The sequence below is a fragment of the Psychrobacter sp. SC65A.3 genome (assembly GCF_025642195.1).
GTDB classification, from domain to species: Bacteria; Pseudomonadota; Gammaproteobacteria; order Pseudomonadales; family Moraxellaceae; genus Psychrobacter; species Psychrobacter cryohalolentis.
Map to the genome: position 1 here is coordinate 384,285 of NZ_CP106752.1, position 14,301 is coordinate 398,585.

Below are 14,301 nucleotides of genomic sequence, written 5' to 3' on the forward strand. Positions count from 1 at the left end.
CATAATACGCTGTCAGATGATTATAAAGATAACGGAGAAGCAACTTGAAAGATTTACTCGATATCATGCAAAGCCCTACCAGCAATGGTAACCATGAGTTTGATAGCATCCAAATTACCTTGGCATCGCCTGACGTTATTAAGTCATGGTCGCATGGTGAAGTAAAAAAACCTGAAACCATTAACTATCGTACGTTCAAACCTGAACGTGATGGTCTTTTTTGTGCCAAAATTTTTGGTCCAGTAAAAGATTTTGAATGTTTATGTGGTAAATATAAGCGTCGTAAGTTCCAAGGCGTTATCTGTGAAAAATGTGGCGTTGAAGTCACGACCGCTAAAGTTCGTCGTGACCGCATGGGTCATATCGATTTAGCGAGCCCTGTTGCGCATATTTGGTTCTTAAAATCATTGCCAAGCCGTATCGGTCTATTGCTAGATATGACACTTCGTGATATCGAACGCGTTTTGTATTTTGAAAGCTACATCGTGACTGAGCCAGGTCTGACCTCTTTAGAGAAGTATCAGCTGCTTGATGACGAAGATTATTATAAAGCCCTTGAAGAATTTGGTGATGAATTCACTGCCAAAATGGGTGCGGAAGCGGTTCAAGACCTTTTAAAAGATATCGATTTAGATTTAGAGATTGATGAGCTGCGTGAAGCGATTCCGCAAACGGGTTCTGAAACCAAGCTTAAAAAGATGTCTAAGCGTCTTAAATTATTAGAAGCATTCCGTGATTCTAATAACAAGCCTGAGTGGATGGTAATGAATATCTTACCAGTACTACCACCAGATTTGCGTCCGCTAGTACCACTAGAAGGCGGTCGTTTCGCAACATCAGATTTGAACGATTTATATCGCCGCGTTATTAACCGTAATAACCGTTTAAAGCGTCTGCTTGAGTTAAGTGCTCCTGATATCATCGTACGTAACGAAAAACGTATGTTGCAAGAATCAGTAGATGCCTTGCTTGATAACGGTCGTCGCGGTCGTGCCATTACTGGTAGTAACAAGCGTCCATTGAAATCTTTGGCTGATATGATCAAAGGTAAGCAAGGTCGTTTCCGTCAAAACTTACTAGGTAAACGTGTTGATTATTCTGGTCGTTCGGTGATCGTTGTTGGTCCAACCCTACGTCTACATCAGTGTGGTCTACCAAAGAAAATGGCACTTGAATTGTTCAAGCCATTTACTTATAACAAACTATTGTCTCATGGTTTGGCGACGACGATTAAAGCTGCCAAAAAGATGGTAGAGCGTGAAGAGCCACAAGTGTGGGATATGCTGGCCATGGTTATCCGTGAGCATCCAGTACTCCTTAACCGTGCACCAACGCTTCACCGTTTGGGCTTGCAAGCATTTGAACCAGTACTAATCGAAGGTAAAGCGATTCAGCTCCATCCTCTAGTTTGTACCGCATTCAACGCCGACTTTGATGGTGACCAAATGGCCGTTCACGTGCCATTGACGCTAGAAGCTCAGCTTGAATCACGTGCGCTGATGATGTCTACCAACAACATTTTGTCTCCTGCGAACGGTGAGCCAATCATCGTACCATCACAGGATGTTGTATTGGGCTTGTATTACATCAGCCGCTCATCAGTAAATGCCAAAGGCGAGGGCATGATTTTTGCTACCGTTAATGAAGCATTGCGTGCGATTGGTTCAAACGATTTACATGTTAACGCCAAGATTAAAGTACGCGTTACTGAAACGCATATTGATGATGATGGCAATCGTACTAAAGAGACGAGTATCAAAGATACTGTTGCTGGTCGCTTGTTAATCTGGAACATCATGCCTGTGGGTATGTCGTTTGACGAATGTAATGAAGAGATGACTAAGAAGAATATCTCTAAATTGATCAACTCTTGCTACCGTAAAGTGGGCGTAAAAGAAAGTGTTATGTTTGCTGACCAATTGATGTATCTTGGTTTTGCACAAGCGACACTATCTGGTGTGTCTATCGGTATCGATGACATGGTTATTCCACCACTGAAAAAGCAAATCATCGAAGTCGCTGAAGCTGAAGTGCGTGAAATTGAAGACCAGTTTGAGCAAGGCTTTGTAACGGCTGGTGAGCGTTATAATAAAGTGGTCGATATTTGGTCACGTACCAATGACAAAGTCGCTAAAGCGATGATGGACAACTTAGCGACTGATAAAATTATCAACGCCAAAGGTGAAGAAGAAGAGCAGAAGTCATTTAACTCTATCTTTATTATGTCAGATTCTGGTGCTCGTGGTAGTGCCGCCCAGATTCGTCAGCTTGCTGGTATGCGTGGTTTGATGGCTAAGCCAGATGGTTCAATCATTGAAACACCGATCAAAGCTAACTTCCGTGAAGGTTTGACCGTACTTCAGTACTTTATCTCAACGCATGGTGCGCGTAAAGGTCTTGCGGATACGGCATTGAAAACAGCTAACTCAGGTTACTTGACGCGTCGTTTGGTTGACGTAGCACAAGATTTGGTTATTACCAGTGATGACTGTGGTACTGAGCAAGGCTTGCTCATGAAGCCGCATATCCAAGGTGGTGAAATCATTGAGAAGTTAGGCGAGCTAGTACTAGGTCGTGTAACGGCACGTGATGTCACTTATAACGATAATGCTGAAAAAATCTTGATTCCAGCGGGTACGTTGATCGATGAGCATTGGGTTAAAGTACTAGATAACAATGCAATCGATGATATTTGGGTACGTTCAGTGATTACTTGTAATATCGAACATGGCGTTTGTTCACAGTGCTATGGTCGTGACCTTGCTCGTGGTCATAAAGTGAATATCGGCGAGTCTGTTGGTGTTATGGCGGCGCAGTCTATCGGTGAGCCTGGTACTCAGTTGACCATGCGTACTTTCCACGTTGGTGGAGCGGCAAGTTCTGCTTCTGTGGACAACAGCATTTCAGTTCGTAGTGCTGGTCAAGCGCATTTTGAAAACATGAAGACTGTACAGCATACTGATGGTCATTTGGTTATCGTATCGCGTTCAGCTGAAATCGCCTTGACTGATGAGCTTGGTCGTGAGCGTGAGCGCTATAAAGTACCTTATGGTTCAAGCGTTCTTGTAAAAAATGAAGACCAAGTTGAAGGCGGTCAAACCATCGCTAAGTGGGATCCGCACACGCATCCTATTATTACAGAATTCGCGGGTACCGCACGTTTCAGTGAAATCACTGATGGCTTAACGGCTACCGTAAAAGTTGATGACGCGACTGGTATGAGCTCGTTTGAGATTCTAGCAACTCGAGATCGTTCAAGCTCAGCAAAAGACTTACGTCCGGCGATTATCTTGAACACAGACGAAGGTAAAGAAGTCGTTTACTTCTTACCTGCTGAAACCATCATTCGCGTCAGCGACGGTGAGAAAGTTGCAGCCGGTTCGATTCTAGGTCGTGTACCACAAGCGTCTTCAGGTACCAAAGATATTACCGGTGGTCTGCCACGTGTAGCTGATTTATTCGAAGCACGTCGTCCAAAAGATCACGCTATCATGGCTGAAATGACGGGTGTTGTTAGCTTTGGTAAAGAAACCAAAGGTAAAAATCGCTTCATTATTACTAATGAAGATGGCGAGATTCATGAAGAGCTGATCCCGAAATGGCGTCAGATTAACGTCTTCGAAAACGAGACTGTTGCTCGTGGTGAGGTTATTGCTGATGGTCCACAGAATCCGCATGATATCTTACGTCTGAAAGGACAAACCGCGCTTGCTGACTATATCGTTAACGAAGTACAGGACGTTTATCGTCTGCAGGGCGTAAAAATCAACGATAAGCACATCGAAGTTATCATTCGTCAGATGTTGCGTAAAGTTGAGATTACTGATGGCGGCGATTCAAACCACTTTAAAGGTGATCAAGTAGAATATGCTGATATCAAAGCATTGAATGCCAAGCTAGAAGCGGAAGACAAATTTCCAGTTCAGTTTGAACGTCAATTACTTGGTATTACCAAAGCAAGTTTGGCAACCGAAAGCTTTATCTCAGCCGCATCGTTCCAGGAAACGACTCGTGTCCTAACGGCTGCTGCAGTTACTGGTAAAGTGGATGAATTACGTGGTCTGAAAGAAAACGTAGTCGTTGGTCGCTTGATTCCGGCTGGTACTGGTCTTGCTTATCATAAAGCTCGTAAAGAAAAAGCAGAGCAAAAACTGCAAGATAAAGACTTAAATGCGGCGTTTGATATGTCAGCAACGACTGATGCGACAGACTTTGCAAGCTTCGATGAAGCCTTTGCTCAAGAGTTGAATCAAGGTAATCATTAAACTAGATAGCGTTTAGTTATTTGAATAAATAAAAAAGCCAGCCTAAGTTGCTGGCTTTTTTTGCTTTAAAATTCCATCACAACAAGTTTCTTCTTGGGAAATGATGAGATAAAATAGTACACTGCATAACTGCATAACTGCATAACTGCATAACTGCATAACTGCATTACTTAAATAGTCAGAGATTTTGGCTCTAGTATTCATAAGTATTCGTAATTTCTGATTATTTTTAGCAGTACTCACTAAAAAGGATAAGCGCATGGCAGATAAAACTCGCGTTGCCAAGTATCAAGCTGACCGTACCAATCAAAAGCTGTATTTTTGCCGCCTTGCCTGTCAAGCCGCTGCAGACACGACTGACAAGCAGTTATATCAAGCACATTGTGAGACCGCTATTTTTCATCTATACGGTACGTTTTTAGCTTTTTTACAAGAGCTTGGTCACTTTTATAATATAACGCTGACGACGCCGACATTGCTAGATATCGAAGAAGCACTGATCGAGCGTACGCAAGTATCACCTGAAGTGCAGCGTCTAAAGCAGTTACAGCAGCAAGGATTTCTGGCTGATATAGAACATGCCTATCAGCGTTGTCTATATGCCGTGATATCTGAGCATTCGGTGGATAAAGCGGCTGATGACAAAAAACAAGTGCCTGATTTGATTGTCAATGTAGTGACACTGTCCAATCAATGGTTGCCAGATGATGCGACCATACGTGAATGGCGTCAGCAGTTTTTGGAGCTGATTGATCAGCTACGTGCTGGTATGGTGGAATTTTAGTTCTTATGGCTTAGATTATATTTTCAAAGCTTCGTTATGAGTACTTAATGATTAGCTGCTACCTTTAAGCTGAGTAGGGCATAAAATTAAATGCAATTGAAATATGTCCTATAAAAAAGGCTGGCTCAGTGTTTACTGAACCAGCCTTTTTTAAATGTATCAATATTGAAAGCAGTCTATTACTCAGGCATCGCTGGCATACGTTCTACAGGCTTGACTACTAATGGTTTTGGTTTCTGCGCTGGGCTATTAGTAATACCATTATTAGCAGGTTTAACAGCGGTCGTAACTGCCGGCGTTTCAACAGGTTTTGGAGCAGGTGGCTGGCGCTTCTGAATAGATGTCTTTACTGGTTTTTCCGATTTGCCTGTATCAGTATCTTCGCCATCAAGTTCAGTGACCCCTTCATCCATCATCTCTATAATGTTTTGCTTTTGTTTCTTGGATTTGGCACGGTTGTTAATAGAGACCCATTGGCTAGGCGTGTCGTTAAGTTGGGCTTTCATAAAATCCATCCAAACGGGTAGGGCTGCCACACCACCATATTCGCGACGACCCATGGTTGATGGTTGGTCAAATCCCATCCAGACGACGGTTGCATTGGTAGGATGGAAGCCTGCAAACCAAGCATCTTTCGCTTCATTGGTGGTTCCTGTCTTGCCGCCAATATCATCACGTCCCAAAGATCTTGCTTTAAACGCTGTACCACGCTGTATTACATCACGTAAGATATCTGCCATCTCATAAGCGACTTTAGGCTTTAAAATACGCGGAGCCTGTTCAGCGCGTACGTACTGTACAACAGGTGCTTTTAGGCGATCTGATTCTGGACTGGCATCGTAAATGCTCAAATCAATCTTGTTACTGTCTTTAGTAGGGGTGTTACTCTTGTCAGCCTCTATATCAGTTTCTGTATTTTTACTTGCCGGCGATTCTTTAGCGTCGCCTGTTTTATTGTCTTCAGCTACTTTTTTACTTTCCTCTATTTTTGCATCATATTCTTCAGTTAGTTTTTTATTGACATCGTCGAGCTGCTCATTAAAACATAGGGCACAAGCTTGCTGGGGATTGGCTTGAAACAAAAGCTTATTATTATAGTTATAAATTTGTTCAATAAAATAAGGTTGAATGCGATGCCCGCCATTGGCAAAGGTGGCGTAAGCGGTTGCCATTTGTAATGGGGTTGCTTGACCTGTACCCAACGCTAAAGACAAAGTAGTTGGCAGCTTCTCTTTATCAAGACCAAATTCATCTAATAAGTTACGAGCGTCAGAGATGCCAATTGCTTGCAGCAAGCGAATAGATACTAAGTTACGTGATAAATAAAGTCCGCGGCTTAACGTGATATCACCTAAGAAGCGACCATCAGAGTTTTTTGGTTTCCAGTCACCTACTTGAAGCGGGCGATCCGAAACTATACTATCTGGACGATAGCCTTTTTCTAATGCTGCTGTATAGACAAGGGGTTTAATGGTGGAACCCGGTTGACGCCAGCCCTGCAGAGCACGGTTAAATTTACTATGGTTAAAATCAAAGCCACCGACCAAGGCACGAACGCCACCGGTATCAGGATTCAGAGAAACCAAACTACCTTGTATCTCAGGTATTTGACCAAGCTGCCAGCCACCACTAGCAGTCGGTATCAGGCGAATAATATCGTTCTTACTCACTATTTGGCTGGCATTACTTGGAAAATAACCAATACGATCAGCAGAGATGTATTTACGTGCCCAGCGCATACCAGACCAATTAACGGTCACGCTTTCTCCTGAAAGCATGATTGCCTCAAAACTACTGGTATTCACTTTAGTCACTTTGGCAGGCGACATATTGCTATAGCGACTAAAATTCTTTAGCGGTTCATCATTTGCTTCGGCGCCGCGCCAGCCATGGCGATGCTCGTAAGCAACCAAGCCAGATAAAATTGCCTTTTCTGCATCTATTTGTGCTTGACTATCAACCGTCAAGCGTACACGCCAGCCGCCATGCATAACTTGCTCACCATAACGATCAACCAAAGCTGCGCGCGTCATTTCTGCCAAATACGGCATATTAACATCCAGCTTTTCTTGATAAAGCTTAATACCGATGGGCGCATTAATGGCTTCGTCATATTGGGTTTTGTCGATGTAACCCAATTCATGCATGCGACCAATAATCCAGTTACGGCGCGTGAGCGCACGGCTTGGATTGGCAACAGGATTGTATTTAGAGGGCGCTTTCGGCAAACCTGCAAGCATTGCCATCTCAGCAATGGTGAGATTTTCTAACGATTTACTATAATATTTTTTGGCAGCCGCACGAATACCGTAAGCGCCTTCACCTAAGTAAATTTTATTGACATAAAGGGTAAGAATATCGTTTTTACTCAGCTCGTCTTCAATCTTACGGGCTAAAAATAATTCCGTTAGTTTGCGATTTAACGTGCGATCTGAGCTTAGAAAATAGTTTTTGGCGACCTGCATGGTGATGGTCGAGCCACCTGTTTGGCTTTCATCATCCGTCACCACTTCGGTGACCGCGCGCCCTAATCCTTTAATACTAATACCGCTGTGCTGAAAAAATGAAGAATCTTCTGCTGCCAAAAAAGCATGGGTCAAGTCTTCCGGTATCTCCTCAAAGGTAATAGGCAATGATAAACGGTTGCCATATTGCCCAATCAATTTGTCATCACTACTATATATCTGTAATGGCATCTCTAAAGTTGCCGTTTTAATTTCTTGCGTGCTTGGCAACGTTGGCGATAAATACATCGCCATACCATAGAAGCCAATAGGAACGGCAAGCGCTAATACAACCGCCAACGCTAGACAGGCAATGAAAAGCCCCACCAAAAAGTGAATGAGACGAACGGTGGCATTTTTTTTGGTCATAGTCAGACTTATCGATTAAGGTTTGCAACAGATAAAAAACATTATACCTTGAACAAAATAGCCAAGTAATAATAAATGTGTAAGTTAGCCTCTACAGGACATTTAAATGCTTGAATCTATCTGTTAAGTAAAGTATTGTACTAAATTATTACAAATAACTATCAGATTGTACACTTAATATAAGGTATAGAGTTTGTGAGGCTATTTACTTCTAAGAGTCGACATTTGATTGGCGTGGATATCTGTACCACCTCAGTGAAGTTGGTTGACATACAGCGCCAACAAGGCGTTTTTCACCTAAGATCTTATGGTACTGAAATATTACCTGAAGGCGTAGTCATCGACAAACTCATTGTAGACACGGAAGTGGTAGGCAATACTATAGCAGGCTTGGCAAGGCGTTGCCAAGCGGCGGGTAGTAGTGCAGCCACAGCAGTCTCAGGATCAGCGGTGATTACTAAAATCATCGATATGGATATGGTGCTAAGTGACGTTGAGCGTGAAGCTCAAATTCGTTTGGATGCTGACCAATACATACCTTATCCGCTAGAAGACGTCAATTTGGACTTTGAAGTATTGGGTCCCTCTCTTATCAATGATGACATGGTGCAAGTACTGCTTGCCGCCTCTCGTTCAGAAAACGTTGACCAAAGAGTTGATGCCTTAACCTTTGGTGGTCTGCAAACCAAGATAATGGATATTGAGTCACATGCCATTGAGCGTGCTTTTGGCTTGATGGCAGACAGTCTGCCAAACTTGCCAGATTTGGTGGCGCTGGTTGATATCGGACACAATCAAACAACATTATATGTCGCCAAAAATGGCGAGTTTATCTATAGTCGTGAGCAGTTATTTGGAGGCAGTCAGCTGACAGAAGCCATCCAAAACCGCTATGGCTTGTCTGCTGAAGAAGCTTCTATTAGTAAGCGCGAGCGTGCTCTACCTGATGATTACTATACCGATGTCTTAACACCATTTATAGAAAATACCATCCAACAAATCACTCGCTCTTTACAGTTTTATTTCTCCTCAAGTCAATATAGTAGTATCGATCATGTGGTTCTTGCTGGTGGCAGTAGCTCTATTGCGGGTCTTGCTGGTATGGCGCAGCAGCGATTGGGCGTGCCTGTGAGTATTGCAAATCCGTTCATTAATATGACTATTGCGCCGCATATCGATCATGAGCAACTGGCGATTGATGCACCCAGCTTAATGGCCGCTTGCGGTCTGGCGTTAAGGAGCTTTGACTAATGGCTCGTATTAACCTACTGCCCTGGCGAGAAGAAGAGCGTGCCCGCCGCAATAAAGAGTTTATCACCTTGGTGGTGGCAGTGACACTGTTGTCTCTGCTTGCAGCATTTGCGACGTGGAGTTATTTTAATAACGAACTTGCTGAACAATTAGATGCCAATGCACTGATTGAACAAGAAAACGCTCGCTTGGATAAAGCGTTGGTCGAGATTGATAGCTTAGAGCAGCGCCGTGAAGATATCATCTCACGTATGCAAGTTATTCAAGACTTGCAAGGTCGACGTCCTGTACCTGTGCGTTTATGGGATGATCTTGCTAAAGCCATTCCGCCAGCGCTTTATTTGAATAATCTAAAACGTGAAGGGGATGTATTAACATTAACAGGTCTTGCTGACAATCCAAATGTGGTATCAAGTTTGATTCGTAATCTTGATAGCAGTAAGTGGATGGGCGATTCAGCCGTAAGCAATATTCAGCAAAACATTACCGCTTATCAAGCAGCCCCTGTTTTAGAAAATACGGTCACTACGCCAGGTGAACAACCGCGTCCTATTTATCCTGAAGACAGCTATGTGCAGTTTGTAATCACGACTAAAGTACAGTCTGAAACGGCCGTTCCTGTAGAAGGTGCTGATGGCGCTATTGTACCTGGAGGTGAGTTATGAAACTGACCCGTAAAAAAACCCGCATTAAACTCAAAAAGACGGTGATAAGACAAAGAAAACAGTTTGATTTAAATGAGTTTCGCCGCAGTTTTGAGTCATTGGATTCTGAAAACTATGGCAGTTGGCCGCTCGCTGTTAAAGTCACCGTCATTGGTTTTATTATTGCTTTGATTGCTGCTTTGTCATGGGCATTACCAATCAGCAGTAAAATCGATGAAATTACAGCAGCAGAAAGCCAACAACAAACCTTGCTCGATAGCTACCGTGAAAAAGAATCACGCGCGCGCCATCTACAAGCTTATCAAGCTCAAGTGATTCAAATGGAAGCGGAGTTTAATACTTTGCTTGACCAGCTACCAAAAGATACCCGTGTATCAGAATTGGTTGAGGGTATCAATATGACGGGCGTGGGTAGTAACATACGTTTTCAGGACATATCTGTTGAGCCTGAAATTGAAAATGAATTCTTTATTGAGCAGCCTATTCGTATTGCAGCGTTGGGTGACTACCATCAATTTGGTAGCTTTATCAGTGGTTTGGCAGCTTTACCAAGGATTATCACCATGCACGACTTCGAAGTCAGTAATCCGCAGCCAACCTTGGATGTTTTACCCGAGCTGAATTTGGTATTGCAAACCAAAACCTATCGCTCAAAAGAAGCTGTCCCTGAAGGTGATGTAGCGGCGGCTGAAGCTGTACCCACCGATGCTGCTGCAGGAGGCAACTAATGACTAGTCAAAAATTGCCTAAGTTAAGGTTATTGCTGTTAAGCGCTACTGTTTTATCTCTAACGGGTTGTACGGATCGTATCGGTTTAGCAGAACAGGCAATGGCTGATATCCGTAACCAGCCTGCGCAGCCGATTGAGCCTCCTCCTCAGGCCGAGCTGGTAGAAGATTTTGTCTATAGCGCCAGTGCGCAGCGTAGTCCATTTTTGCCACCGAGTTTAGTGAACGTACAAGGTCCGACCACCTTTATTGATGGGGTACGCCCTGATATAACCCGAGTCAAAGAACCGCTTGAACAGTACGAGCTGACACAACTGATTTTTCGCGGTGTGGTTATCTCGCCTGAAGGTCAACAGTATGCTTTAGTACAGCGTCCTGATGGCTCAGTTGCTAGTGTTAGAGTGGGTAATTATCTTGGATTGAATGACGGTCGTATTGTTGAAATCACACCGACTCAGATTAACTTGATTGAAATTGTGCCAGACAGCCGTGCTGGGTTTGTTGAAAAACCCCAGTCACTGGTGTCCCCTATAAGCTAAGTCGGCAGATTTTTTGAGGAATAAATAATGACAGTACGCAATAACAAGGTAATGACGATGAGCAACCGCGTATCTTCTACTTTTGCCATCTCTGCATTGGCAATGAGTATGGTAGCTGTAAGTAGCATTGCCCATGCCGAGCAGCGCATCAACAATGTCTCTGTGGTGCAGACTGCGCCAGCCGTAACGCAAATGCGTTTAGGGTTTTCAGGTGCGCCAGTATTACCAGCCGCTTATCAGCTCGACAATCCTAGCCGTTTGGTGCTGGATTTTGAACAGGTGCAAAACGGTCTTGCTAGTCGCTTTAAAGAATATAATATCGGTATGGTCAATGAGGTCACCACCTTAAATAGTGACAATACCACCCGTCTTATCGTTGGGCTAAAAAAGACGGGCAACTATACCACCGCGATTGATGGCAATGAATTATTGCTGACGATTACGGACCCTAATCGTCCAGTGATTGCTCCGGTGGTCACGAAAGTCATTACCAACGACCCTGTACAAGATGTCCTAAATGGCAATTCGGCTATTACTACCACGGCTGTGGTTACGCCCATTGTTGAAACCAGTAGCGTTGCTGTTGCGCCTATTAGAACCACGGTCACAAAAAACCAAGTACCTGCTGACACCATGGTCGTACGTGTCAACCCTTTATTAAGCCCACAACTTGCCTCTGCACAAGTCAGTAAGCAGTATAGCTATGATGGGCTAAGCGCTGTGAATTTTTCAGCAGGGAATGATGGCGGTGGTAACGTTAGTATCTCACTTGCCAATGAAGCGATTCCTGTAGACGTTCAGCGTCAAGGTAATAAGCTGGTTGTGCGTTTGACAGGTAGTACCGTACCTAGAAATCTGCTACGTCGCTTGAATGTTAATGGTGGTTTGGTAGACAGTATTGATACTAAAAACCAAGGTCAAAATGGTGTTATTACCATCAATATGAAAGACGATTTTGAATACCAAGCCTATCAATCAGGCAGTCAGCTAAATATTGGTATCAGACGACCTGAGCTGCTACGTGAGCCGACGCTTGAAGAAAAAGTCTATACCGGTGCAGCGCTATCTATGGAGTTTCAAGATGTTGAGATTCGTAGTGTCCTAGATATCTTAGCGCAGTTTACAGAAATGAATATCGTTGCTAGTGATTCGGTCGCCGGTAATATTACCTTGCGCCTTATCAACGTACCTTGGGATCAAGCACTTGATATCATTCTTAAAAGTAAAAATTTGGGCAAACGTGAAAACGGTAACGTAATTTTGGTTGCGCCTTCAACTGAGCTTGCTGAACAAGAAGCACGTGAGCTTGAAGCACAGCAAGCAGTTGAATCTTATGCACCGTTACGTACTGAATATATCCGTCTAAGCTACGCAAAAGCGGCAGATGTCCTAACCCTGATCTCTCAAGGTAGTGGTGGAGCTTCTGGCGGTAGCAATACTGGCAGCCCCAATGCTAATACTAAAGATAGCAATAGCTTGCTCTCTAATCGTGGGACGGTAACAGTCGATGAGCGTACCAATACTTTGATTGTTAAAGATGTGGCAGCCAGCATTGAAAATATCCATAAGCTGATTGGTAAAATTGACATTCCAGTCCGTCAAGTCATGATTGAAGCACGTATCGTTAGCGCGACTGATAGCTTTAGTAAAGAGATTGGCGTGCGTTGGGGTATCTTATCAAATGGCGCTGCCAATAACCGCAACTTGTTGGTCGGTGGCAGTAACCAAACTTTATGGGACTTAAAAGATTTTGATGTGCAGACCACGACTATTAATGGTCAGACCGTCTCTTATCCTAAATACGATATTACTCGTCCTGACAATCTAAACGTTGACTTAGGCGTTGATAATCCAGCAGGTCGTATTGCCTTTGGTCTGCTAGGTATTTCTGATTTTATGCTCGATCTAGAATTGTCAGCCATGCAAGCAGACAACCGCGGTGAAGTGATTTCTACGCCAAAGATTTTGACCTCTGATAAGCAAACGGCAAAAGTATCTTCTGGTACGCAGATTCCTTATCAAGAAGCATCAGCAAGTGGTGCGACTACTACTAGCTTTAAAGAAGCTGCTTTAAGTTTGGAAGCCACGCCAAATATTACTCCAGACGGTAAGATTGGTTTGCAACTGTTAATCACCAATGGCACACCGACCATTATTAATAATCAGGTTGCCATCGCTGAAGACTCGATTTCTACCAACGTTATTGTTGAAGATGGTCAAACCATTGTATTGGGCGGCGTCTTTAAAAACCGTACTAATAATGGCGTCGATAAAGTACCTTTCTTAGGTGATTTGCCTTATATCGGTCGTGCCTTCCGTAAAGACGTGCGCAGCAATACCAAAGAAGAGCTGCTGATATTTATCACGCCGAAACTGATCAATGATGGTATTAGTCGCTTAGATTAGTCAGATTTTAGTTGGTTTTGAGTCATAAAAAGCAAGCCTTAGTGCTTGCTTTTTTAATGGTTGATTTTTAGGCTGGCAAGGATTTTACTAACAATAATCACAGCTCATTACTAGCCAGAATATCAATGACGTTGTATCATACCTAATTTAGCTGAGTGAGTACTATGGTTGAGGAATTACCGTCGGTATTTTTGGTAGGGCCGATGGGAGCAGGGAAGACCACAATCGGCAGATTACTGGCAAAGCAGCTCGGGCGCTCGTTTGTAGACAGCGATTGGTATATCGAATCGCAGACCGGTGCCGATATCGCTTGGATATTTGCCAAAGAAGGTGAAGCAGGCTTTCGAGAACGGGAAACGCGTGCAATCGATGAGCTAACACAGCAACCGCAAATTGTTTTAGCGACTGGCGGCGGTGCTGTGATGGCAGCTGAAAATCGTGAGTATTTAAAGCAGCGCGGTATCGTTATATATCTCAATGCGCCTGTCGATGTACAAATGGCTCGTACTGCGAAAGACAAATCGCGTCCTTTATTACAGCAGCCAAACCCCAGAAAAATACTGCAAGGTTTATATAGCGCGCGCGATCCATTGTACAGGGAAGTAGCGCATATCATTATGCCAACAGGACATACGTATCCACGGCACATGGTCAATCAATTATTACAGCAGCTTAACTCATTTTGTATCTCTACGTCTGTCGATTCAGAGTCTGAAAAAGACTGATGTCAAAAAATGACTAGTATGACCAATATTATCGAATACCTATTTAGTTAAATTTTACTCGTAAG

9 protein-coding genes are annotated in these 14,301 nt (G+C 43.5%); 8 read left to right on the forward strand and 1 reads right to left on the reverse strand.

Annotated features, from left to right (window positions below):
* Nucleotides 1–44 precede the first annotated feature (44 nt).
* Both rpoC and OEG80_RS01670 read left to right on the forward strand, forming a co-directional pair.
* Entirely contained in the window at nucleotides 45–4,265 is a 4,221-nt protein-coding gene (gene rpoC, locus OEG80_RS01665) for a DNA-directed RNA polymerase subunit beta' (RefSeq protein ID WP_041753252.1), read from the forward strand.
* 259 nt (nucleotides 4,266–4,524) lie between these two features.
* A complete protein-coding gene (locus tag OEG80_RS01670) occupies nucleotides 4,525–5,049 on the forward strand; it encodes a DUF6586 family protein (RefSeq protein WP_263241437.1) in 525 nt (174 codons plus the stop codon).
* 179 nt (nucleotides 5,050–5,228) lie between these two features.
* On the opposite strand, the gene OEG80_RS01675 is transcribed toward OEG80_RS01670, so the two are convergent.
* Nucleotides 5,229–7,922 carry a penicillin-binding protein 1A gene (locus OEG80_RS01675; RefSeq protein ID WP_263241438.1) on the reverse strand — a complete coding sequence of 898 codons (2,694 nt, stop codon included), beginning with the start codon at nucleotides 7,920–7,922 and terminating at the stop codon, nucleotides 5,229–5,231.
* Between the two features lie 195 nt (nucleotides 7,923–8,117).
* Here OEG80_RS01675 and pilM point away from each other — a divergent pair, with 195 nt between their 5' ends.
* From pilM to aroK, 6 genes are all read left to right on the forward strand, one after another.
* Entirely contained in the window at nucleotides 8,118–9,173 is a 1,056-nt protein-coding gene (gene pilM / locus OEG80_RS01680) for a type IV pilus assembly protein PilM (protein WP_133104812.1), read from the forward strand.
* Nucleotides 9,173–9,838 (forward strand): PilN domain-containing protein, encoded by a 666-nt coding sequence (locus OEG80_RS01685; protein WP_133104811.1) that lies wholly within the window; start codon nucleotides 9,173–9,175, stop codon nucleotides 9,836–9,838. Before pilM ends, OEG80_RS01685 begins: the two co-directional genes overlap by 1 nt.
* Entirely contained in the window at nucleotides 9,835–10,566 is a 732-nt protein-coding gene (locus OEG80_RS01690) for a type 4a pilus biogenesis protein PilO (RefSeq protein ID WP_263241440.1), read from the forward strand. The genes OEG80_RS01685 and OEG80_RS01690 overlap by 4 nt, the downstream gene beginning before the upstream one ends.
* Nucleotides 10,566–11,105, forward strand: coding sequence for a pilus assembly protein PilP (locus tag OEG80_RS01695; RefSeq protein ID WP_263241441.1), 540 nt, complete (start codon nucleotides 10,566–10,568; stop codon nucleotides 11,103–11,105). Before OEG80_RS01690 ends, OEG80_RS01695 begins: the two co-directional genes overlap by 1 nt.
* 27 nt (nucleotides 11,106–11,132) lie before the next feature.
* The gene (gene pilQ / locus OEG80_RS01700; protein ID WP_263241443.1) at nucleotides 11,133–13,511 is read left to right on the forward strand and encodes a type IV pilus secretin PilQ; all 2,379 of its coding nucleotides are present in this window, start codon (nucleotides 11,133–11,135) and stop codon (nucleotides 13,509–13,511) included.
* A gap of 164 nt (nucleotides 13,512–13,675) precedes the next feature.
* The gene (aroK, locus tag OEG80_RS01705) at nucleotides 13,676–14,236 is read left to right on the forward strand and encodes a shikimate kinase AroK (RefSeq protein ID WP_263241444.1); all 561 of its coding nucleotides are present in this window, start codon (nucleotides 13,676–13,678) and stop codon (nucleotides 14,234–14,236) included.
* The last annotated feature ends 65 nt before the right edge of the window (nucleotides 14,237–14,301 follow it).